Origin of the sequence: Brevibacterium sp. RIT 803, from assembly GCF_016892625.1 — a bacterium.
Classification (GTDB): Bacteria; Actinomycetota; Actinomycetes; order Actinomycetales; family Brevibacteriaceae; genus Brevibacterium.
In genome coordinates this window covers 1-20,790 of sequence record NZ_JAFEMW010000002.1, presented here as the reverse complement: position 1 = coordinate 20,790, position 20,790 = coordinate 1, and the positions used below count along the sequence as shown (strand labels likewise).

The following is a 20,790-nucleotide window of genomic DNA, read 5'->3' as shown; positions in this document are numbered from 1 at the left end:
TGTTCAATCTAGTGGATGGATCTTTTGGATCAGTGTGTTTTGTCGGTGTTCGACAATAGCCCGGCATCTGACAGTCGCCCGTAGACCAATGCGATGTGGATGACGAATGCGTCGCGGGAGACCGTCGGGTCGAGTGAGATCGCCGAGGTGATCTTCCGGAGCCGGTATCTCACCGTATTCGGGTGGACGGAGAGGGCCTTGGCCGTGGCTTCGAGCGACGATCCGAATTCGACGTAGGCGCTGACCGTTTTGAGCAGTTGCCCGGTCCCCGAGGTCAGTGGTTCGTAGTACCGGCTGATGAGTTCGCTCAGGGCGACGGTGTCTCCAGACAGAGCACGCTCGGGCAGGAGCTCTTCTGCCCTGACGGGTCGGGGCGAGTCGGGGCGTGCGGTGGCGGCCTTGAGCGCCATGATCGCTGCCTTCGCCGAGGTGGCGGCCTCTGCCAGGCTCGGAACGCTGGGTCCGACGATGACTTCGGATGGTCCGAAGGATTCGGAGAGTTCCTCAACGGCGTCGTCGAGCTCGGTGGCACCGCCGAGGACGATGAGCAGTCGGTTGTCGTGAATGCCGACGAGGGCATCATCGGCCCATTTGCGTGCCTTGCGTCGGATGACGTCGAGTCCGCGCTTGGCCGACCTCTGCGGGGCCCGTCCGACAAGTACGCTGACGGGACCCTCCGACTGCCATCCGAAGGCGGCGGTGCGGCTGGCCAGCTCATCGACGGAGTCGCCGCGAACCAGAGCATCAACGACCATTGCCTCTAAGCGAGCGTCCCAACTGCCCCTGGCCTCGGCGGCTCGGGCATAGACGTCTGCGGCGGCGAAGGCGATCTCACGGGAGTAGACGAGAACAGCCTCTCGCAGCGCCGGCTGCTCGACCGCACGTGCAATGTCGGGCACTCTTTCCTCGACGACTTCGACGACGATCTTGAGCAGCTGAAGGGTCTGCTGGAGACTGATTGCACGAATCAGGTCGCGTGGGGCGGATTTGAAGATCTCGCTGACGACCCGCAGATCCGTGTCGGGTTTGCGGTACCAGTCGATGAAGGACGAGATGCCCGACTGGGCCAACAGCCCGACCCAGGATCGATCAGAGGGGGACATGCTGCGGTACCAGGGGAGCCGAGCTTCAAGTCTCTGCAGGGTCACAGTGGAGAGGACTCCCACTCCAGCCCGCAGACGGCGTGCCGTTTCTGCCCGGCGCCGGAGCGTCTCGGCGTCAGTTGTCATAGGCACCACTTTAAAGGCTTCGCCACAATTCGCTTGTATGCGACACACAAGTATTTGTCGATTGAGACAAGTATGGCCGGAGTCTTAGAGACTCCGGCCATGCTCATAGCGGTGTCGAGCGCAGTGTCGAATCCGCCCAGCGCGCTTCAATCAGGCGCCGGCACCTTCGGTTGAACCTGAGGTGCCCGCTGTGACGTCGTCGAGCTGGTACTTCCGTGCCGCCTCGGCGGCCTTGTCGATCGAGATCGTCCCGGTGTCGGCCAGGGAGATCAGAGCCTGTGTCACGACCGATGGTCCATCGACGTGGTAATAGCGGCGTGCTGCCGGACGGGTGTCCGAGATCGCGTAGCCGTCGGTGCCCAGGGATGTGAAGTGGCCTGGCACATACTGACGGATCTGATCGGGAACCGCGCGCATGAAGTCCGAGGTCGCCACAACAGGGCCTTCGGTCTCGGCCATCTTCTGAGTCACATACGGCACACGTGCCTCGACGTCTGGCGTGAGCAGTCGGTCGTCTTCGGATTTCAGGCCATCGCGACGCAGCTCGGTCCACGAGGTCACCGACCATACATCTGCCGAAACACCCCAGTCCTCTGCGAGCAGCTCTTGGGCTTCGAGAACCCAAGGCACGCCGACACCGGAGGCCATGAGCTGGACCTTCGGGCCGCCGTTGTCCGGACCCTTCGACAGCAGATACATACCCTTGAGCACGCCGTCGACGTCGAGGCCCTCTGGCTCAGGGGGCTGGACCATCGGCTCGTTGTACATCGTCAGGTAGTACATGACGTTGGGGTCGCGCTCATCGGCCGGATCGTACATACGGTGGATGCCGTCACGGACGATACGGGCGATCTCGTAGGTGTAGGCGGGATCGTAGGACACGATCGACGGATAGGTCGATGCCAGCAGATGCGAATGACCGTCACCATGCTGCAAGCCCTCGGCCACCAACGTTGTGCGACCGGCAGTGGCGCCGAGGATGAATCCGCGTGCCATCTGGTCGCCGGCTGCCCAGAAGAAGTCGCCGCTGCGCTGGAAGCCGAACATCGAGTAGAAGATGTAGAACGGGATCATCGGCTCACCGTGCGTGGCATACGAGGTGCCGACAGCGGTCAGCGCCGCGGTGGCACCGGCCTCGTTGATGCCCACGTGGAGCAGCTGGCCGTCGGTGGCTTCCTTGTAGGCGAGGAAGAGATCGCGGTCGACCGAGATGTAGTTCTGGCCGTGCGGGTTGTAGATCTTCGCCGTCGGGAAGAACGAGTCCATGCCGAAGGTGCGAGCCTCGTCCGGGATGATCGGCACGATGCGCTTGCCGAACTCCTTCTCTCGCATCAGGTCCTTGAGCACTCGGACGAAGCCCATGGTGGTGGCGATCGTCTGCTTGCCCGAACCGCGCTTGCCTGCGTCGAAGGCTTTGTCGGAAGGAAGCTTGAGATCGATGTGCGTGCTGCGTCGTTCGGGGGAGTATCCGCCCAGGGTCTGACGACGTTCCTGCATGTACTTGATCTCCGGAGCGTCCTTCCCGGGGTGATAGTACGGGGGCAGCTTCGGGTCGGCTTCGAGGTCCTTGTCCGAGATCGGGATCTGGAAGTGATCGCGGGCCAGCTTGAGGTCGTCGATCGTCAACTTCTTCATCTGATGGGTCGCATTGCGGGCCTCGAAGTGAGGTCCCAGCGAGTAGCCTTTGACGGTCTTGACGAGAATCACGGTCGGCTGGCCGGTGTGCTCGGCGGCAGCCTTGTATGCGGCGAAGACCTTGCGGTAGTCGTGACCGCCGCGCTTGAGATTCCAGATCCTCTCGTCGCTGTAGTCCTCGACCATGGCCTTCGTGCGGGGGTCACGTCCGAAGAAGTTGTCACGGACGAATCCGCCGGACTCTCCCTTGTACGTCTGGTAGTCACCATCGGGGGTGGCGTTCATGAGGTTGACCAGTGCGCCGTCGCGGTCCTTGCCCAGGAGTGCGTCCCATTCGCGGCCCCAGACGACTTTGATGACGTTCCATCCGGCGCCCCGGAAGTAGGCTTCGAGCTCCTGAATGATCTTGCCGTTGCCGCGGACGGGTCCGTCGAGGCGCTGCAGGTTGCAGTTGATGACGAAGTTGAGATTGTCAAGCTCTTCGAAGGCCGCGACATGGAGCATGCCGCGGCTCTCCGGCTCATCGAGCTCTCCATCGCCGAGGAACGCCCAGGTCTGCTGCTGCGAGGTGTCCTTGATTCCACGGTTGTGCAGGTACTTGTCGAACTGCGCCTGCGCAATCGCGTTCATCGGGCCCAGACCCATCGACACGGTCGGGTGCTCCCAGAAGTCGGGGAGCTGATGCGGGTGAGGGTACGAGGGCAGTCCGCTGGGCTCGCCGTCGATCTGGTGGGACTGCTGCTGACGGAATCCGTCAAGGTCCTGTTCACTCATCCGGCCTTCGAGGTAGGCGCGAGCATACATGCCGGGCGAGGCGTGGCCCTGGTAGAAGATATGGTCGCCGCCGCCGGGATGGTCCTTGCCGCGGAAGAAGTGGTTGAGTCCGACTTCGTAGAGCGTGGCAGATGAGGCATAGGTTGAGATGTGTCCGCCGACCTCGACTCCGGGCCGCTGGGCACGGTGGACGAGCATAGCGGCATTCCAGCGGTTCCAGCGCCGGTAGCGGCGCTCGACCTCTTCGTCACCGGGGAACCACGGTTCGTTCTCAGGCCCGATCGTATTCACGTAGTCGGTGGCTGTCAGGCTCGGCACGCCGATCTGCTTCTCTCGCGAACGCTGAAGCATCCGCAGCATGACGTACCGTGCGCGCGACCGTCCGCCCTCGTCGATGAGGCCGTCCAGCGATGCCAGCCATTCCTCAGTCTCTTCGGGATCGATGTCGGGCACCTGGCTGGGCAGCCCATTGAGTATCGGTCCGCCCTGTTTCCGATTGTCCACGGTGTGGTCCTCTCTTCCGCTCCACGATCTTCGTTGGTGTTGAGATCCGGGTGATCGAGTGGAATGGAAGATCAAATCATGATTGAGCCCAGGGTCCACCAGATACTCCCATCAGCCTAGTCCTCCCGCGCGAACTTCGCTGGGGCGAAATCTTGTGATCTCGATGACGAGTTCGTGGTCTTGGATGCTCTTTGACGTGGATTGCATCCGGTTGGCGCGCCGCCATTTGCACCTCCGGCACACTTGGCGGAACAATAAGGGCATGAGTAACTCCTCTCCTGAAAGGACATCTTCCACGTCGACCCTCCCCAACGAGCTGGGCCAGAACCTTGGTTTGGCTGCGGGAGACTATGTGCAAGAAATCGGCTACGACGATGACGTCGACTTGGACCTGTGCCAGGCGATCGAAAACATCATCGGTGAGAAAATCGCGGACGGTGATGTCGATGATGTCTTCGACGTCATTCTGATGTGGTGGCGCTCCGACGACGACGACCTCATTGATGGTCTTGTCGACGCGCAGGCAACATTGAAGGAAGGCGGAGTCGTCTGGCTCCTGTCTCCCAAGGCAAGTCGCCCCGGGCATATCAGCCCGGCCGACATTTCTGAGGCAGCTCCCACAGCTGGCATGCATGTGACCTCGACGGTCAGCGCTGCCGAACACTGGGCCGGCTTCCGTTTGGTGGGCAAGAAGAACTATTCATGACCCTTCGGCCCGGAGACCGGGCCCCTGATTTCCGCGTGCCCGATCAGTTCGGGTCCACGCTCCACCTCGCCGAAGTACTACGTCACTCGGCTGTCATCCTCGTCTTCTTTCCGTTTGCCTTCTCACCCGTGTGCGGTGATGAGGTCAGCGCCCTTGATCTCCTGCGACAGTCGCTGGAGACTGAGTCTCTCCCGGTCGAGGTCATCGCCATGTCCGTGGATTCGAAGTACACGCTCGCCGCGTGGTCGGAGGAACGGGAGATCGGCCTTGATCTCGGCTCGGACTTCTGGCCGCACGGCGATGTGGCCCAGTCGTATGGGGTCTTCGACGCTGATCACGGTGTGGCCGAACGCGGAGTCTTCGTCATCTCCCGAACAGGTACGATCGTGACCAGTCGTCAGGTCGCACGATCCGAGAGGCGTGACTTCTCCATTGAAGTCGCTCAAGCTCGAGCACTCTGCGTTTGAGTCAAAGTCATCATCGGATCAGCAAGGAGGAATGAAACATGGCCACCATCTTCACCAAGATCATCAACGGGGATATTCCGGGCACTTTCGTCTACCAGGATGACCTGTGCGTTGCATTCCTCGATGTGTCGCCGATGACCGAAGGCCACACGATGGTCGTGCCCAAGGAAGAGATCTCACACTGGATCGACGCCGACCAGGATCTGCTCGACCACCTGATGGCGGTGGCGCGACAGATCGGACGTGCCCAGCAGGAGGCCCTCGATTGTGAACGCATCGGCCTGCTCGTCGTCGGCTATGAGGTCCCGCATCTGCACATCCACGTCCTGCCCACGAACTCCATGGACGATTTCGATATCTCTGACCGTGCGCCCATGCAGACCCCTGAGCAGCTGGCAGGGCCCGCCGAGAAGATTCGGCGAGCCCTTGAGCAGCAGTCCTGACTGATTTCAGGAATCCACGTGGGCGTCCAAGTAGCGATTGAGTGAGTCCCGGACCAGTTCGGCTCCCTCTGTGCCGCCGTAATTGGCACCGAAACGCGGATCGCTCACGTACATGTCTGCCAATCCGCGGACATAGCCGTCCATGTCACCGTCGGGATCATTCGCCGGAGTCCCCGGCACGTCTCTCAGCCACTGAACGTGACGCCGGGCCAGGTCCTGGCAGCGATCCGATTCGGGATCGGCCCCTGTTGCTGCGGCGTTCGTCCAGTCCTGACTCAGTTGGTCGACGCTCGCCTTCCATGTTGCCCTGTCTTCGGGTCTCATCGACTCCCACCATTGCGCAGACGACTCATAGGCCGCTTGGCCCCAGCGCTGCGTCACTTCCTCTTCATACTTGCGATGGTCGAAACCATCGAACATTTCCTCTGCCATGAGAGGTTCACCTGCTTCCAATCGTGCGATGGTCGCGGTGACGGCGGCGATCTGCCGCTCGATTCGTGCACGCTCGCGTCCGAGGCTGTGCACGTGTTCATCCAATGCCTCAATCGGGTCGGAGGTGCCCTCGAGCGCCTCAGCGATCCGATTCAACGGCATACCGAGCCCTCTGAGCAGGAGAATGCGTTGGAGGCGCACCAGCCCTGTCTCGTCGTAGTAGCGATATCCGTTGTCGGCAGTGTACGCCGGTGGCAGTAGGCCGATTGCGTCGTAGTGACGCAATGTTCGGCTTGTCGTCCCCGTCATCCGCGCTGTTTCCTGTATGGACCAGTCCATACCGATCAGCTTAGAAGTTGACGTCGCGTCAATGTCAATGAGGAAAGGGGCACGGGCCCGCCCTGCATGGGCAGCGGAGGACGGTCGGTCGGCTCAGGCGGCTGCTCGGCTCGCGTCGAGGGCGGCGGTGAGATCGTCAGCCAGGTCATCGACGTGTTCGAGCCCGACTGAGAGCCTGATGAGACCGTCGCCGGGTTTGGCCGTGGCCGCAACCGGCCTGTGAGTCAGGGACGCGGGATGCTGGATGAGAGTGTCAGCACCGCCCAGGGACACCGCGTGGACGACGAGGCTGCAGTGTTCGACGAAGCTACGTGCGGCCTCGAATCCTCCGGCCAGCTCCATTGCGATCATGGCTCCACCACCGGACATCTGGCGCCCGAGAAGTCCGCGTGGATCCTGGCCGTCCATCCCTGGGTAGTGCACAGCAGCGATGGCAGGATGGGCAGCCAGACGCTCGGCGAGTTCACCGGCGGTCGTCTGCGCCGCGCGCATGCGCACGGCAAGCGTGCGCAGTCCCCGATGGAGGAGGTAGGCGCCCATGGGGTGAAGAAGGGCTCCTGTGATGGCTCGGACCTGTCGCAGGCGCATCGCCCATTCGGAGTTGGTGGCGATGATGCCGCCCATGGCATCACCATGGCCGCCGAGATACTTCGTCGCGCTGTGCAGAACGAGGGCCGCTCCGTGGGAGATGGGCTGCTGGAGCACGGGGGTGCAGAAGGTGTTGTCGACCAGCACAGGCACATTGCCGGCGGCTGCGACGACACCGTCGAGGTCCACGAGGTCGAGACTGGGGTTGGCCGGGGTCTCCACGATGACGAGTCCGGTGTCGTCCCGGATCGCCTGGGCGATGTCGGATTCTTCGGCCCAGGTGACCCTCGTGCCCAGCAGCCCGGATTCGAGGAGGTGGTCGCTTCCGCCGTAAAGCGGACGCACTGCGACGATATGGGGTGTTCCTGCGCTGACTGATGCGAGCAGTGCCGCGGTCATTGCGGCCATGCCCGTGGCGAATGCGACCGCTTCGTCGGCGTGTTCGAGCTCGGCCAGGGCGGTCTCGAAGCGTGCGACGCCGGGCTGCCACAGGCGCTGGTAGACGGCCGAGTCGCCGTCCTTGAGAGAATGTCCGCTCGCCAGCCATTCGTAGGAGTCACCGCCGGTGGCGACATCGTTGACTGGGTTGGTGGTCGAGAGGTCGATGGCCGGAACGTGGACTCCTGCTTGGGTGAGACCTTCCATGCCGCCATGGACCATGAGTGTTTCTGGGTGGAGTGAAGTCATGTCAGCATTCAAGCTATTCCTGCTATCAACCGCAATCATCAGCCAAGAATCCGTGATTTTCTCTGTTCCTATCGAAGCTTCTTGAATCTCGTATGCCAGACTGTGAGGCATGTCGCAGAAAGTGGAACTCGACCAGGTTGATCGACAGCTGCTCAAGGCTCTCAGCGATGATGCCAGAGCATCGGGCACCGCCTTGGCCGCGGCGGTCGGCATTTCCGAATCGACGGTTTCGCTTCGTCTCAAACGACTCAAGACGTTGGGCGTGATCAGAGGCTTCCGCGTCGACATCGATGCCGCAGCTGTGGGCATCCCGCTGCAGGCCCTGATCTCCATCCGTCTGGCCAAACATGACCGAGCTGAGATCGATGCCTTCACCGCCGCGGCACCGCAGTTCCCCGGAGTGGTGCGGATGTATCACATGGCCGGAGCCGATGACTATCTGCTCCACATCGTCGCCACCGACACCGAGGCGGTTCAGTCCTTCGTTCTGGACTACCTCACCCGCTACCCGGCGGTCGCCCACACTCGAACCAACCTCATCTACAAGGTTCAGGATGGTTCAGCCTGGATTCCCGACGGCCCCTGAACCTCGCTGCGATGCTCGATCACCGTCGAGGAGCCATAATCGAACCATGACCACTCAGAAGACACAGCCCACCGACGTTGACGTCAACGAGTTCCTCGCAGCTGCCGTTCCCACCAAACGGCGGGAGGACGGATTCGCGCTGGCAGCGATCTTCACCGAGGTCACAGGCACGCAGCCGGTGATGTGGGGCCCGTCGATCGTGGGGTACGGACAGTATCAGTACGTTTCACCATCGAATCCGCGCAACCGTGGCCACTGGCCCTCAACCGGATTCTCACCGCGTAAGGCTCAGTTGTCTCTTTCCGGGCTCAAAGACACTCCCACCGGTGCGGCGCTGCTGACCAGCCTCGGTACATACACCGAGGGCGCCGGATGCGTGTATGTGCGCAAGTTGGATGACATCGACGAGGCGGTGCTGCGCAGACTCATCGGCATCGCGTTCGACCGCCCAGACGATCCCGATCCCGCTCTCTGACCGCAGCCTGGACCGCAGTGTCGCGCGGCTGTATCGGCTGAGTCAGTGTCGACTGGTGATCGTCAGTCCCTGTTTGCGCTGATGGACTGAGAAATATCGCAGGCCCTGGGTCTCGTCGGCGAGGAAGCGTCGACGAGAGAGACGCGGCAACCAGACTATCTGGCCTGGAACGAGCCGGATCGTGGTCAGCTCCGTCTCCAGGGTTCCGCCGCCGTCGAGGATGTGGATGAGCACATCGAGACCGGGGCCCATGTGTTCCTTGATCTCACCACCGGGTGAGAGTGCGATGATGTTCGCATCGAGATCACGCGACTGAGGTTGGAGCTGCCACACGGAACCTGAGGCCTCCGCAGGTCCGTTAAGTTCCTCCATATCGGCAAGGACGCGGGGGAGAGGCGTCGCTGCTCGTTTGCTGATGAGAGCCCGGAACTCCTCGTCACCTGATGACTGTGGCTCCCAATCCATCGCCTCCGCGAACTCCGCCTCCATCTCACGCTTGAGATTTTCGGGCTCGTGGTCGTTGATGAGGATCAGACCGGAACCGACCTCGAGTTTCTGATAGGCCGCCATGATGAGCGGATGCCGCTCAGGCTTGGGAACCGTCCGAACGTCAAAGGTTTCGGATACTGGGCCACCGGCCATGGTCAACCTCCAAAGTCAGTCTCACATCGATCAACTACAAGTTAACATCAGGGCTGAGAGGTCTCAGCAGCGGAAGTCGAACGAGCAGGACGGGACAGATGATGAATGACAATCCACAAACCCAGAACCTCGGGGAGCTGGCCGACGAACTTCTGGAAAAGGCACGGGGCGCCACCAGCGGTCGCGCAGCCCACAGCGTCTACAGCGGGCACTATCTCAAGCAGGCCCTGCTGACATTGACGGCGGGGACGACGATGGCTGAGCATGATTCACCGCCGGAGGCGACGCTGCAGGTGCTGCGAGGGAGTGTGGCTTTATCATCAGCGATGGACTCGTGGGACCTTCGCGTCGGAGACCTCATAACGATTCCTCCGGAGCGACATTCAGTGCAGGCGCATGAGGACTCGGCATTCCTGCTGACGATTCGAACCGATGTCAGCTGATCAACCGGGCCAGCTCCAGTGGGATTCCAGCGGCTCTGACCAGGCAGGATGCCCAGCGGGGCCCGTAAGAAATAGAAAAAAGTGCCGCGACATCGTAGGAACGATGTCGCGACACATCACATGGTCGGGATAGCGGGATTCGAACCCACGACCTCCTCGTCCCGAACGAGGCGCGCTACCAAGCTGCGCTATATCCCGTGACCAGGAACTACTATAGCGATGGCGACGCGTTCTGAAAAATCGGTCCGGTCGACCAACTGCGAATGGAAGGAAGGTCTCATTGGCACTGACTGCCGGGAGCATCACGACAACTGCCCTCGACATCCTTTCACGTTACGGATTGGGCGATCTGTCGATGCGCAGGCTCGCACGTGAGCTCGAGGTTCAGCCCTCCGCCCTGTATTGGCACGTCAAGAATAAACAGGAGCTCTTCGTCCTCATCGCCACACGGATGAACGCTGAGGTGGATGCGCGATGCCCGTCGACTTCTGACCCGCTTGTGGCTGCGATGGCGCTGAGAGACATCCTGCTCACATACCGTGACGGTGCTGAGATCATGTTGCTCGGATACTCGATTTCCCCCGGCGAAGTGACTCCTGGCGCGTTGAGCGTCGACGCATTGGGGCAGACTGTCTCCCAGGGTGTGATGGCACATGCACTGGGTGCCGTGGCGATCGAACAGAACCGCAGACTCTTCGGCACAGAGAATGACGATGCCGGTGAGAACTTCGCGACAATCGCGGCACGCCTCCTGCACGCTGGGAGCGACTGAACCAAGAATTCGTCTGTCTGCCTGCCATATGGCATACTGATCAAGCGCGTTCGGGAGTGTTGCTCCCGAGTTGCTGTGGGGCCTATAGCTCAGTTGGCTAGAGCATCTCGCTTACACCGAGAGGGTCGGGGGTTCAAGTCCCTCTGGGCCCACCCCTGCGCTGTGTCGCGACATCGTTCCTACGCTGTCGCGGCACATTTCCTTTTCTGACACAGGTCTGTCGCACTAACAACTCGCCAGATCCCGTCGACGGTCTCGATGACAGGGAATGGTTTGTCCGTGGCGTTGCCGGCTGCCTCCGAAGCGCGTCTGCCGATGGCGCTGGAGTGCGATATGGCTGCGGATACTAGGGGAGTCCGCATTCGGGGAGGCCGAGATAGGGCATCCTTTCCGCGTTCCGGAGATTCCCTTCCCCATTTCATTCCCATTCGGGGTGCAAATGACTTCCTCCGTGATCCCAGTGGATTCACCAAAATGCAGGGCTCCTGGGCCCAAGGATGCTTGTCTGTTCAATTTCACGTATGTTCGACATGACAGTACAGCCGAATAGCCGCTACGCTGAACGCATATGCACACCAGTACTTTCACAGTACTGATTTGGGCTCTCGACACCCGGGTCCCACGATCTCAGCTTGGCCGAAGGAGCACGACAATGTCATCAGATGAACAGCTGACCGGAACTTGGGACCTTGATCCCCAACATGCCCGTCTCGGTTTCTCTGCCCGTCACTCTATGGTCAGCCGGGTGCGTGGTGCCTTCAACGTCGTTGAAGGAGTTGCGCACATTGATGCAGGCGATCTGTCGAAGACTGATGTGACCATCACGATTCAGACCGATAGTGTCGATACTCGAACCCCCGATCGTGATGCACACCTTCGCAGCGCTGACTTCTTCGACGTCGAGAAGTACCCGACGATCACATTCGTCTCTACAGGAATCGATGAGGTCGAAGAGGGCAGCTATATCGTCAACGGAGATCTCACCATTCGGGACATTACTCGGAGCGTTTCGGTTCCCATTGAACTCCTGGGTGTTGACACCGATCAGAACGGCGCACTGAGGGTCGGGTTCGAGGGCAAACGCCGAATTGACCGAAGGGACTGGGGAGTGAAATGGAACACGCCTCTGGACTCTGGAGGCCTGCTCATCAGCGACAAGATCACCTTGGAATTCGAATTCTCACTGATCAAGCGGTAGCCGGTCCGGCAACAGGCGAAAAACGGCGGTGATCGGGCGCACAATTGCGCCTAGCTGCTGATTGCGATCTCAACTGGGCCGACACCTTCCCATTCAAATATTCTCAGCAGGTCCGTTTCCTTGACCGATACGCAGCCTGATGTGCTCTGACTGCCGGTATTGACGTGGAGGAAGATCGCTGAACCCTGACCTGGGGTTGCGGCAGAGTTGAAGTCAATCACTTGGCCGTAGTCGTACGCCGGACTCTGATACATGGATTCCCCAGAGTAGCCCTCGGATCTCTTCTGCATGGTGTTGTAGTTCTTCACTGCGTCTCCGTCGACCCAGACATCGTCCTTGGTGACCGTGACGTATTCGGGCCCGTGGAACTGCGTCGGTTCTGTTTTCACTCCGAACCCGTAGCCCATGTTGTACACGCCGGAGGGGGTCTTGCCGTCACCCTCGCGTTTCTCTCCTGCTGCAGCGATGCCGTTGGAGCCGACATATCCGTCGACGTTCATCGCCGAATAGTACTGCCCGTCCCGTTTCTCGCAGGCGTGCACCTCAGCTGTGGAGCCACCGGTGCCCGAGACGGCAAGTACCTTCTGCGCTGTCGCTGTCGAACTGATGGAACATGTATCGCCGAGGTGATCTGGCTTGTCCGCGGAAGTGCCGTCGATCAGCCCGGCGCCGAGTCCCTGTCCAGCCTGAGCTGAGGTTCCTGCGAACAAGCCACCTGCGACTAAGGCGACGGCGAAACTCGATGTCAGCCGGCGGCGCGTTCCGCGGGAGCGTGAATATGCAGGTTTCATGATTGTCTTCTCTTCTTCGGATTCTCATCATCGGGGGAGGGCCTACATGCCGACTCGGACCACGGACTTCAGGGCGACGCGGGCGGTGCCCCCTCCGCTATCTCCGGACCGGCCTCGTTGCCAACCGAGTGATCGAGGTCCAGGTCCTGGTCTGTGCCGCGCCACTTCGCGATGCCGATCATCACCTGATAGATGATGATCGCCGAGGCGGAACCCAGTGCAATGCCCTCGAACTGAAGGTCACCGGGAGTCCAGGTGAAATTGGCGATCGCGACGATCAGAGCCACCGCTGCAGTGTTGAGGTTGATGGGGTTGGAGAAGTCGACCTTATTCTCCACCCAGATACGCACACCCAGCATTCCGATCATCCCGTAGAGGACGGTCGCCGCTCCGCCGAGGACTCCAGGCGGGATGGTTGCGATGATCTCTCCGAACTTCGGCAAGAGGCTCAGGATCAAGGCGATGACGCCTGCACACAGGTAGGCGGCCGTTGAGAAGATGCGAGTCGCCGCCATGACTCCGATGTTCTCTGCATAGGTCGTCGTGCCCGACCCGCCGCCTGACCCGGCGAGGACCGTGGAGAGTCCATCGGCGAACAGCGTGCGGCCCGTGATCGAATCGAGGTCGCGTCCGGTCATGGCCGACACGGATTTCACGTGTCCGATGTTCTCGGCGATGAGGACGAAGACGACAGGGAGGAAGAGTCCCAGATAGCCCAAGTCGAATGCGGGAGCGTGGAATGCCGGCAGCCCCACCCAATCAGCCTGACCAACAGTCGAGAAGTCGATCTGTCCCTGCACCCATGCCGCACCGTAGCCGACGAGGACGCCGATGAGGATGGACAGCCGACCGAGCAGTCCGCGAAACAGCACACCGGTGACCAGGATGGTGGCTATCGTGATCAGGGCGGTCAGGGGAGCTTCCTTCACCCAGTCCCAGGCCGCGGGCGCCAGATTCAGCCCGATGAGCGCAACGATGGAACCGGTGACGACCGGCGGCATGGTGACCTCTATCCACCGCACTCCGGCGAAGTGAACGACGATGCCCACCAGCGCGAGAGTCACACCCACGGAGATGATGCCGCCCTGTGCCAGTGCCATGGCATGGGCGTCGAGGTCCTCGCCCGAGGTGGCCGCGAACCCTGTGACGGCACCGATGGGCGCCAGCAATCCGAAGGATGATCCCAGATAGGAGGGCATCATGCCTTTGGTGATGAGTAGGAACAGGAGCGTTCCGATTGCAGTGAAGAACAGGGTCGTCGAGGGAGGGAAGCCGGTCAGCAGCGGCACGAGGAATGTCGCTCCGAACATGGCGACGACGTGCTGGGCTCCGATTCCCACTGTCCGCGGCCAGCTCAGCCTTTCCTCGGGCAAAACGGTCTCACCAGGACGGATCGTCTTTCCATCCCCGTGCTGCTTCCAACCCGACTTGCCGTCAAAGGGGCTGGATGCCGGTGTCGCCTCGTTGGGGGATGCCACCACTCGTCTCCTCATCCGCCCACCCGAAGGCGGCGGCGTCTGTTCGTCATGCATTCTCTGCCGTGAGCAGTCTATTCGTTTTTACACACCCTGCATGAGCCGACCCAGCCAAGCCTTGATACGCTATTGAACACTGTTCAGGAGCCTGTGCCTGCACCGAACGCTCATCTGCCGCAAAGAGGAGAATCCACCGATGACCAACTGGTTCGACAGCCTTGCCGACTCGATTCTCGATGGTGGCGTGATCACCGAGGGACAGGCGGTGGCAATGCTGGCAACGTCCGACGCCGACCTGATCGAACTCGTTGCCGCCGGGTCCAGACTCAGACGCAGGCACTTCGGTATGACCATCAAGCTCAACTACCTGGTCAACCTCAAATCAGGCCTGTGTCCCGAAAGCTGCAGCTATTGCTCGCAGGCCCTTGGATCGGCGGCACCGATCCTGAAGTACTCGTGGCTGAAAACCGATGAGGCGGTGCAGCAGGCAGATATCGGGATCCGCGGTGGCGCCTCTCGGGTCTGCCTGGTCGCCAGTGGACGAGGACCAGGGAATCGAGACGTCGCACGCGTCAATGACATCGTCACACGACTCAAAGACGCTCATGACGACGTTGAGGTCTGCGCCTGCCTGGGAATCCTCAAGGACGGTCAGGCAGAATCCCTCTTGGATGCCGGTGTCGATGCCTACAATCACAACATCAACACCGCTGAGTCGTTTCACGACACCATTGTGAAGTCCCACACCTACACCGATAGGACGAACACGGTCGCCAAGGCGAAGTCGGCGGGACTCTCTCCGTGCAGCGGGCTCATCGTCGGTCTGGGCGAAAGCGACGAACAGGTCGTCGAAGCCCTGTTCGCACTCCGCGAGCTCGACTCCGACTCGATCCCCATCAACTTCCTGGTCCCGTTCGACGGGACACCCATGGAGGGGCAATGGAATCTCACTCCCACCCAATGCCTGCGAATCGTCGTCACAGCACGATTCGTGTGTCCCGACAAGGAGATCCGCCTCGCCGGTGGGCGGGAGATCCACCTGAGGTCGCTGCAGGCCCAGGCGCTGCACGTGGCGAACTCAATCTTCCTCGGCGACTATCTCACAGCGGAGGGACAAGCCGCCGAAGACGACATCGCGCTCATCCGAGACAGCGGCTTCACCATCATCGGCCAGGAGAATGGTTCCGATGCCTTACGGCCTCCCACGATCAGGGCTCGGGGTGCGGGCACAACGCAGGGCGCCAACGCGTGAGGGCCACCCTGGCGCCAGTTCGCGGCCGGATCCTGGTCTGAGACTCAGGCCTCGCGCAGCTGTCGTTTGAGGATCTTGCCTGCAGAGTTCTTGGGCAGCTCGGCTACGAATTCGACTCGCTTCGGCACCTTGAATCCGGCCAGACGGTCCTTGACATGAGTGAGCACATCCGCCTCGGTGAACTCGTGCTGGTCGGCCTTGACGACGACGAAAGCTGTGACGGCTTCGATCCACTTCTCATCTGCGACCCCGACGACAGCCACCTCGGCGACCTGGGGCAGTTCGAAGATCGCGTCCTCGACCTGTCGACTGGCCACAAGCACGCCGCCGGTGTTGATGACGTCCTTGACTCGGTCGATGACTTCGATGAAACCGGATTCGTCCACTGTGACGAGGTCACCGGAATGAAACCAGCCGTTGTCGAAGGCTTCAGCGGTTGCTTCGGGCCGATCCCAGTAGCCTTCGCACAGCTGCGGTGAGCGATAGAGGATCTCGCCCTGCTCCCCGACGCCGACATCGTTTCCGTTGCTGTCGACGACGCGGGTCTCGACGAAGAAGACAGGCCGGCCAGCCGAGGAAGCGTGGTCATCGTGTTCCTCGGGCCGCAGCACGGTGCACAGGGGCCCCATCTCGGATTGGCCGAAGCAGTTGTAGAAGCCGAGCTTGGGCAGACGCTGCCGCAGCTTCGCAAGTACCGGTCCGGGCATGATCGAGGCCCCGTAGTAGGCCTTGCGCAGGCTCTCCAGGTTACGGGCGTCGAGGTCCGGGCTGTTGGCCAGGGCGACCCACACCGTGGGGGCTGCGAAGAAGGAGTTGATCTCGCGTTCTTCGAAGATCGCCAGCAGCTGCTCGGGAACAGGTGCGGGCACGACGATATTGTGCGCACCGATGGACAGCAGAGGAATCAGGAAGACGTGCATCTGCGCCGAGTGATACAGCGGAAGAGCGTGGACGACGCGGTCCGTGGGTGCGAAATCGAGGCTCATCAGGGATGACATGTATTCGTGCACGAGTGCACGGTGGGTCATGATCGCTCCCTTGGGCGCCGAGGTGGTGCCCGAGGTGTAGAGCAACTGTGCGACGTCGGTATCCGCGACGTCGAATTCGCCAGGAGCGGCCGGAGCGGTGTCCGTGGCGGTGGCAGGTTCAAGGAGCGTGGCGAAGTCTCTGACCTGCACGGCGGCACCGATCGGCGTTGCGCTGACTGCGTCGAGGAGATCGGCATCGGCGAAGGCGAACTTCGCTCCGGAGTTGTCCAGGATGTAGTTGAGCTCGTCGTTCTTGAGCTGGTAGTTCACCGGCACATGGATGAGACCGGCGCGAGCACATCCGAGGTACAGGAGGAGGTAGAGATCTGAGTTCTTCCCGTAGGCGGCGACGCGATCTCCCTTCTGCGCTCCAAGGCCTTCGAGTTCGCGCGCGACGGCCGTGACCGCCGTGTCCAAGCTGGAATAGGTCCAGGTGCGGTCGCCGAACTCGACGGCGGTGTCGTCGCCGAAGCGCCCCGCGCTGCGACGCGCGATATCGGCGACGGTCGAGGAGAAGTGAAGATCGGGCGATAGTGTGGTCGATGCATTCGTAGTCATGGCCCAAATCTATAGCCGAAGGATCGCCTGGTGAACCGCGTCTCACATATTTTCGCGGTGTCCCCGACAATATTTCCAGGTGCTCCAGACAATTCCGTGTTGCGAAGTCGCTCCCGCCGAGGCACCGATGGTGACCATCGCCCGACCGCTGCTGCTCGGATGTAATACTGTGGTGGCATGAGATACCCGAAGGTCAGTGAATGTGTGGACGTCTTCGAAACACTGTGGCCTGCGGCCCTGGCCGAAAGCTGGGATTCTGTGGGTCTGGCCGTGGGAGATCCCGATGCCGAAGTGCGTTCGATCCTGCTCGCACTCGACCCCATGGACGCAGTCATCGCCGAAGCGGTGGTGCTGGGCTCGGACCTCGTGTTCAACCATCATCCGCTCCTGCTCAAACCTGTGAAGTCCGTCAACGCCGCAACTCTGAAGGGCGGCGCCGTTCACACTCTGATCAGCAATGACATCGCCTTGTTCAATGCCCACACGAATGCGGACTCCGCACGTGGGGGAGTCTCGGATGCGCTCATCTCCCTCCTCGGTATCGAAGACGCAGTGCCGCTCGTCCCTCATGCGGAGGGATCGACCACTGGCATCGGCCGCGTCGGAGACCTCCCCACGCCGACACCTGTCCGCGATATCGCCCGCACTCTCTCGAACCGTCTGCCACGGACAACGACGGGTGTGCGCATCGCCGGCGACCCGGCCGCAGCCGTGACCCGAGTCGCGGTCTGCGGTGGAGCAGGGGACTCCCTGTTCGACGAGGTCAGGGCCAGCGGCGCAGATGTCTACATCACCGCTGACCTTCGCCACCATCCCGCCACCGAGGCCCGCGACACCGCCAATAGGCAGGGAGGCCGGCCACAGCTCATCGACGTCTCCCATTGGGCTTCGGAGACCGTCTGGCTCACCGCGGCCGCCGAACAGCTGGAGACCGAATTCGCCGAGCGCGGATTCAGCGTCGCCCTTCAGCATTCGGCGGTCAACACCGATCCCTGGGTCGAACGCTATTGATTCCCTGCACACGACCCCTGACGCCTCGATGACAAGGAACCCAGAATGCTGATCACCGCCGAACAACGCACAGAACTCGAGTCACTCATCGAACTCGCCTCCCACGGACGCGCGCTGCGGCACGAGCACGACAATCCCCTCCAAGCGCCAGCGCTGAAGGACCTCGTGTCTGAGCACAAAGAGCTGGAGACCAAGAAGACCGAGGCCGCCGAGGTGGTGGAGAAGTTCCGTACCGAGGTTGCCGACCATGCCGCGGCCATCGAGACCCAGAATGGCCAGATCAGGAAGAAGACGGTCGAACTCAACGACGGAACCGGACTGACCAGCCGAGACCTCGTGAATCTGCAGGGCGAGATCTCCGGCCATGAGGAACGGGTCGCTGAACTCGAGGAGGCTGAGCTCGGCTCCATGGAGGAACTCGAATCCGCTGAGGCCGCCCTCTCAGACGTGGAGTCCTCCCTCGCCGAGGTGATCGCCTCCGGCCGGACCATGCAGACGGCCGTCAAGGACCGCAAGGCGGAATTGGCGGCGAAGCTTGAGGCCAACAGTGCCTCGGCTCAGAGGCTGAAGGCCGACCTGCCCGAGACGTTGGTTCGACAGTTTGACCAGAATGTCGCTGCGGGCGGGCCCGGGGCTGCGATCCTGAACGGGCCGAATTGCCAGGCCTGTGGCCAGGAGATCAGCGGCATGGCATGGAAGGGCATGCTGCTCGAGGACCCGAATCAGACCTATGAGTGCGAAGAGTGCGAGGCGGTTCTGCTGCGCAGAGGCTGAGGCGGGCCCACCGACTGTGACCGACTTCTGGGAGCCACAGGGTCTCAGTCGCGCAGGACGATCGTCAGCGCCGCCGGTCTGCTCTTGGCGTGCGGGGTGAACTCCACCTCATAGGACTCTTCGGCCCGTGAGAGCAGATCCGCCGAGCTTGTCGGCAGCTCACGGTCGTCTGCGAGCAGTCGACCGACGAGTTCGCCGCGATAGTACTTCGCCCAATGGGAGACCACGCTGCGTTTGGTGCCGTTGACCTTGACTGCTCCCAGGGTCACGACCTGTTCATGAGGGCCCGGCCATGCGGCTCGGTAGTCGCTCGAGCGGCAGTCGAGGATCACCTCGGCGGGGTCGATCGTGAATGATTTGGCCAGGACGGGTTTCCACCACGAAGACAGCTTTCCGAGGGTTCCCAAGTCCGTCTTCATCGCCAGACGATAGGCGGGGATCGGATCGAGACCATTGACCTGGCCGAAGAGTGCCGAGAACACGTGGACGTTGCGCAGTCGCTGGGCACGTGTCTCGTCGGCCATGGCATCGGCAACGAGCTCCGGGGCACCCATCGCTTCGTAGAGGACTCCGGAGTACGTCTGCAGGGCGGGGGCGCAGGGGATGGTCTCGAGACTGACATTGCGTTCGACGTCGGCTGAGAGCGAAGCTCCCACGCCCAGCTGATCCAGCGCGTCTTTGCGTTTGGAGACCCTCTGCAGGGCACTCAGGACCTTCTTGCGCTGCGGGTTGAGATCCGGTGCCGAAAGCCCTTGGAGGTCGAGCGGGGAACCCGAGTTCGCGGGAGTCTTACCTTCTGAGGGCGGCAATAGGATCTTCACCTCACCATGGTAGGTCCCAACCCCTGGGCCTCGAATCGCTGTCCACGTTAGATTCATCACTGCTGGCTCGAAGCCGCGATGAAGAGCCCGGGCGATGAGGGTAGACTTCCTTACTCGAGGACAGGTCACCAGACGGTCGCGGCTCTTTCACGAGGGCTGAGGAACGTCCGGGCTCCACAGAGCAGGGATGGTGGGTAACACCCACCCGGGGTAACCCGCGGGCCAGTGCAACAGAGAGCAGACCGCCCAGTTCCGACTGGGTAAGGGTGAAACGGTGGTGTAAGAGACCACCAGGGTGCCGGGTGACCGGCGCCGCTGGGTAAACCCCATCCGGAGCAAGATCAGACAGGCGACGTTCGAGGCTGCTCGCCGAGTCGTCGGGTGGATTGCTCGAGGCCGGTGGCAACATCGGTCCCAGATAGATGACCGTCCGTCGAGAAGGGCAACCGACTCGATGACAGAACCCGGCGTATCGGTGGCCTGTCCTCACCTCACGCCTGGCGGTCGCATCAGACCTAAGCGGAGCTCTTCTTCACCTTGGCCTTGCCGTTGTTGGCCGCGAGCATGGCCGCTCCTACGACGCCGGCGTTGTTGAGCAGCTTTGCCGGCTTCATCTCGGCACGAGTGCGGATCAGCGGCAGAAATTGTGCGTGTGACTTCGAGATCCCGCCGCCGATGAGGATCACATCGGGTGCCACAAGCAGCTCGATCTGCGAATAGTACTGCTGCAGCCGAATTGCCCATTCCTCGTAGTCCAAGTTCTCGCGCACTTTGACCGATTCTGCGGCCTGGGTCTCCGCGTCACGACCATTCATTTCGATATGCCCCAGCTCGGTATAGGGGACCAGACGCCCCTGAGTGAACAGTGCCGTGCCGATGCCGGTGCCCAACGTCGTGAGCAGAACGGTCTTCTTGCGGTGCTTCCGTCCGGCACCGAAGGTCATCTCGGCAAGGCCCGCAGCGTCCGCGTCGTTCATGATGTAGAAGCGACGGCCGGTATGCTCGGCGAGGATCGAGGTGATGTTCGAACCGATCCAGGTCTGATCGAGGTTCGCTGCGAAGTCCACATGGTCGTCGCGGACGACGCCGGGGAAACCGCAGCCGATCGGCAGGGCGTCCAGAGCAGACCGATCGTCCACCACTCCCAGGTCCAGGGCGGA

The 20,790-nt window shown here is 61.6% G+C and carries 20 protein-coding genes, 2 tRNA genes, 1 other RNA gene and 1 pseudogene; 13 read left to right on the top strand and 11 right to left on the bottom strand.

The annotated features are described in order from the left end of the window. Nucleotides 1-29: 29 nt before the first annotated feature. Nucleotides 30-1,229 (bottom strand): PucR family transcriptional regulator, encoded by a 1,200-nt coding sequence (locus tag JTF07_RS07330; protein WP_204233658.1) that lies wholly within the window; start codon nucleotides 1,227-1,229, stop codon nucleotides 30-32. A gap of 150 nt (nucleotides 1,230-1,379) precedes the next feature. Continuing rightward, a complete protein-coding gene (gene aceE / locus JTF07_RS07325) occupies nucleotides 1,380-4,142 on the bottom strand; it encodes a pyruvate dehydrogenase (acetyl-transferring), homodimeric type (protein WP_204233657.1) in 2,763 nt (920 codons plus the stop codon). Nucleotides 4,143-4,404: 262 nt separating this feature from the next. Between aceE and JTF07_RS07320 the strand changes: the two genes are divergently transcribed. From JTF07_RS07320 to JTF07_RS07310, 3 genes are read left to right on the top strand one after another with little or no spacing between them, the layout of a single operon-like run. Further along, on the top strand, nucleotides 4,405-4,848 hold the full coding sequence (locus JTF07_RS07320) for a DUF3052 domain-containing protein (RefSeq protein WP_252199612.1): 444 nt from the start codon (nucleotides 4,405-4,407) through the stop codon (nucleotides 4,846-4,848). Next, nucleotides 4,845-5,315 (top strand): peroxiredoxin, encoded by a 471-nt coding sequence (locus JTF07_RS07315; protein WP_204233656.1) that lies wholly within the window; start codon nucleotides 4,845-4,847, stop codon nucleotides 5,313-5,315. Before JTF07_RS07320 ends, JTF07_RS07315 begins: the two co-directional genes overlap by 4 nt. Nucleotides 5,316-5,353: 38 nt before the next feature. Further along, nucleotides 5,354-5,758 carry an HIT family protein gene (locus tag JTF07_RS07310; RefSeq protein WP_204233655.1) on the top strand — a complete coding sequence of 135 codons (405 nt, stop codon included), beginning with the start codon at nucleotides 5,354-5,356 and terminating at the stop codon, nucleotides 5,756-5,758. A 6-nt stretch (nucleotides 5,759-5,764) separates the two neighbouring features. Here JTF07_RS07310 and JTF07_RS07305 read toward each other — a convergent pair whose 3' ends face one another. Beyond that, on the bottom strand, nucleotides 5,765-6,529 hold the full coding sequence (locus tag JTF07_RS07305) for a MerR family transcriptional regulator (RefSeq protein ID WP_204233654.1): 765 nt from the start codon (nucleotides 6,527-6,529) through the stop codon (nucleotides 5,765-5,767). Between the two features lie 93 nt (nucleotides 6,530-6,622). Further along, nucleotides 6,623-7,804 (bottom strand): trans-sulfuration enzyme family protein, encoded by a 1,182-nt coding sequence (locus tag JTF07_RS07300; protein WP_204233653.1) that lies wholly within the window; start codon nucleotides 7,802-7,804, stop codon nucleotides 6,623-6,625. Between the two features lie 109 nt (nucleotides 7,805-7,913). On the opposite strand from JTF07_RS07300, the gene JTF07_RS07295 reads away from it, so the two are divergent. Then, on the top strand, nucleotides 7,914-8,390 hold the full coding sequence (locus JTF07_RS07295; RefSeq protein ID WP_204233652.1) for an Lrp/AsnC family transcriptional regulator: 477 nt from the start codon (nucleotides 7,914-7,916) through the stop codon (nucleotides 8,388-8,390). A 46-nt stretch (nucleotides 8,391-8,436) separates the two neighbouring features. Then, the gene (locus tag JTF07_RS07290) at nucleotides 8,437-8,865 is read left to right on the top strand and encodes a DUF1801 domain-containing protein (protein ID WP_204233651.1); all 429 of its coding nucleotides are present in this window, start codon (nucleotides 8,437-8,439) and stop codon (nucleotides 8,863-8,865) included. A gap of 42 nt (nucleotides 8,866-8,907) precedes the next feature. Here JTF07_RS07290 and JTF07_RS07285 read toward each other — a convergent pair whose 3' ends face one another. Beyond that, the gene (locus tag JTF07_RS07285; RefSeq protein WP_204233650.1) at nucleotides 8,908-9,507 is read right to left on the bottom strand and encodes a DUF2249 domain-containing protein; all 600 of its coding nucleotides are present in this window, start codon (nucleotides 9,505-9,507) and stop codon (nucleotides 8,908-8,910) included. A gap of 98 nt (nucleotides 9,508-9,605) precedes the next feature. On the opposite strand from JTF07_RS07285, the gene JTF07_RS07280 reads away from it, so the two are divergent. Then, a complete protein-coding gene (locus JTF07_RS07280; protein ID WP_204233649.1) occupies nucleotides 9,606-9,950 on the top strand; it encodes a cupin domain-containing protein in 345 nt (114 codons plus the stop codon). A 121-nt stretch (nucleotides 9,951-10,071) separates the two neighbouring features. Here the strand turns inward: JTF07_RS07280 and JTF07_RS07275 are convergent. Beyond that, nucleotides 10,072-10,148, bottom strand: a tRNA-Pro gene (locus JTF07_RS07275). A gap of 82 nt (nucleotides 10,149-10,230) precedes the next feature. Between JTF07_RS07275 and JTF07_RS07270 the strand changes: the two genes are divergently transcribed. The 3 genes from JTF07_RS07270 to JTF07_RS07260 all read left to right on the top strand — a co-directional run bounded on the left by JTF07_RS07270 (nucleotide 10,231) and on the right by JTF07_RS07260 (nucleotide 11,920). After that, nucleotides 10,231-10,722: a TetR family transcriptional regulator gene (locus tag JTF07_RS07270; protein ID WP_204233648.1), complete on the top strand. Its 492-nt coding sequence runs from the start codon at nucleotides 10,231-10,233 to the stop codon at nucleotides 10,720-10,722. Between the two features lie 78 nt (nucleotides 10,723-10,800). Beyond that, nucleotides 10,801-10,874 (top strand) — tRNA-Val (locus JTF07_RS07265). A 500-nt stretch (nucleotides 10,875-11,374) separates the two neighbouring features. Continuing rightward, nucleotides 11,375-11,920, top strand: coding sequence for a YceI family protein (locus tag JTF07_RS07260; RefSeq protein WP_143921600.1), 546 nt, complete (start codon nucleotides 11,375-11,377; stop codon nucleotides 11,918-11,920). 50 nt (nucleotides 11,921-11,970) lie between these two features. Here the strand turns inward: JTF07_RS07260 and JTF07_RS07255 are convergent, their stop codons facing one another. Beyond that, nucleotides 11,971-12,711: a L,D-transpeptidase family protein gene (locus tag JTF07_RS07255; RefSeq protein ID WP_204233647.1), complete on the bottom strand. Its 741-nt coding sequence runs from the start codon at nucleotides 12,709-12,711 to the stop codon at nucleotides 11,971-11,973. 68 nt (nucleotides 12,712-12,779) lie between these two features. Further along, complete coding sequence (locus JTF07_RS07250) at nucleotides 12,780-14,051, bottom strand: uracil-xanthine permease family protein (RefSeq protein WP_353843932.1); 1,272 nt, start codon at nucleotides 14,049-14,051, stop codon at nucleotides 12,780-12,782. Nucleotides 14,052-14,382: 331 nt separating this feature from the next. On the opposite strand from JTF07_RS07250, the pseudogene bioB reads away from it, so the two are divergent. Continuing rightward, nucleotides 14,383-15,435, top strand: a pseudogene (bioB, locus tag JTF07_RS07245) (biotin synthase BioB); the annotation flags it as partial. A 47-nt stretch (nucleotides 15,436-15,482) separates the two neighbouring features. Here bioB and JTF07_RS07240 read toward each other — a convergent pair. Further along, nucleotides 15,483-17,024, bottom strand: coding sequence for a fatty acyl-CoA synthetase (locus JTF07_RS07240; RefSeq protein ID WP_204233645.1), 1,542 nt, complete (start codon nucleotides 17,022-17,024; stop codon nucleotides 15,483-15,485). Nucleotides 17,025-17,201: 177 nt separating this feature from the next. On the opposite strand from JTF07_RS07240, the gene JTF07_RS07235 reads away from it, so the two are divergent. Together JTF07_RS07235 and JTF07_RS07230 are read left to right on the top strand one after the other, a co-directional pair. Then, on the top strand, nucleotides 17,202-18,035 hold the full coding sequence (locus tag JTF07_RS07235) for a Nif3-like dinuclear metal center hexameric protein (RefSeq protein WP_204233644.1): 834 nt from the start codon (nucleotides 17,202-17,204) through the stop codon (nucleotides 18,033-18,035). 45 nt (nucleotides 18,036-18,080) lie between these two features. Then, nucleotides 18,081-18,809: a zinc ribbon domain-containing protein gene (locus JTF07_RS07230; protein WP_204233643.1), complete on the top strand. Its 729-nt coding sequence runs from the start codon at nucleotides 18,081-18,083 to the stop codon at nucleotides 18,807-18,809. 44 nt (nucleotides 18,810-18,853) lie between these two features. Here the strand turns inward: JTF07_RS07230 and JTF07_RS07225 are convergent, their stop codons facing one another. Continuing rightward, entirely contained in the window at nucleotides 18,854-19,630 is a 777-nt protein-coding gene (locus JTF07_RS07225) for a YaaA family protein (RefSeq protein WP_353843904.1), read from the bottom strand. Nucleotides 19,631-19,750: 120 nt separating this feature from the next. Between JTF07_RS07225 and rnpB the strand changes: the two genes are divergently transcribed. Next, nucleotides 19,751-20,118, top strand: an RNA gene (gene rnpB / locus JTF07_RS07220) — RNase P RNA component class A. Between the two features lie 27 nt (nucleotides 20,119-20,145). Here the strand turns inward: rnpB and JTF07_RS07215 are convergent. Then, nucleotides 20,146-20,790 (bottom strand): ROK family protein (locus tag JTF07_RS07215; protein ID WP_204233641.1); only part of this gene is annotated, 645 nt, incomplete at its 5' end.

Coding starts and splice junctions, on each gene's coding strand:
- JTF07_RS07330 (WP_204233658.1), bottom strand. CDS start 1,229: ATGACAACTGACGCCGAGACGCTCCGGCGCCGGGCAGAAACGGCACGC.
- JTF07_RS07320 (WP_252199612.1), top strand. CDS start 4,405: ATGAGTAACTCCTCTCCTGAAAGGACATCTTCCACGTCGACCCTCCCC.
- JTF07_RS07315 (WP_204233656.1), top strand. CDS start 4,845: ATGACCCTTCGGCCCGGAGACCGGGCCCCTGATTTCCGCGTGCCCGAT.
- JTF07_RS07310 (WP_204233655.1), top strand. CDS start 5,354: ATGGCCACCATCTTCACCAAGATCATCAACGGGGATATTCCGGGCACT.
- JTF07_RS07305 (WP_204233654.1), bottom strand. CDS start 6,529: ATGGACTGGTCCATACAGGAAACAGCGCGGATGACGGGGACGACAAGC.
- JTF07_RS07300 (WP_204233653.1), bottom strand. CDS start 7,804: ATGACTTCACTCCACCCAGAAACACTCATGGTCCATGGCGGCATGGAA.
- JTF07_RS07295 (WP_204233652.1), top strand. CDS start 7,914: ATGTCGCAGAAAGTGGAACTCGACCAGGTTGATCGACAGCTGCTCAAG.
- JTF07_RS07290 (WP_204233651.1), top strand. CDS start 8,437: ATGACCACTCAGAAGACACAGCCCACCGACGTTGACGTCAACGAGTTC.
- JTF07_RS07285 (WP_204233650.1), bottom strand. CDS start 9,507: ATGGCCGGTGGCCCAGTATCCGAAACCTTTGACGTTCGGACGGTTCCC.
- JTF07_RS07280 (WP_204233649.1), top strand. CDS start 9,606: ATGATGAATGACAATCCACAAACCCAGAACCTCGGGGAGCTGGCCGAC.
- JTF07_RS07260 (WP_143921600.1), top strand. CDS start 11,375: ATGTCATCAGATGAACAGCTGACCGGAACTTGGGACCTTGATCCCCAA.
- JTF07_RS07255 (WP_204233647.1), bottom strand. CDS start 12,711: ATGAAACCTGCATATTCACGCTCCCGCGGAACGCGCCGCCGGCTGACA.
- JTF07_RS07240 (WP_204233645.1), bottom strand. CDS start 17,024: ATGACTACGAATGCATCGACCACACTATCGCCCGATCTTCACTTCTCC.
- JTF07_RS07235 (WP_204233644.1), top strand. CDS start 17,202: ATGAGATACCCGAAGGTCAGTGAATGTGTGGACGTCTTCGAAACACTG.
- JTF07_RS07230 (WP_204233643.1), top strand. CDS start 18,081: ATGCTGATCACCGCCGAACAACGCACAGAACTCGAGTCACTCATCGAA.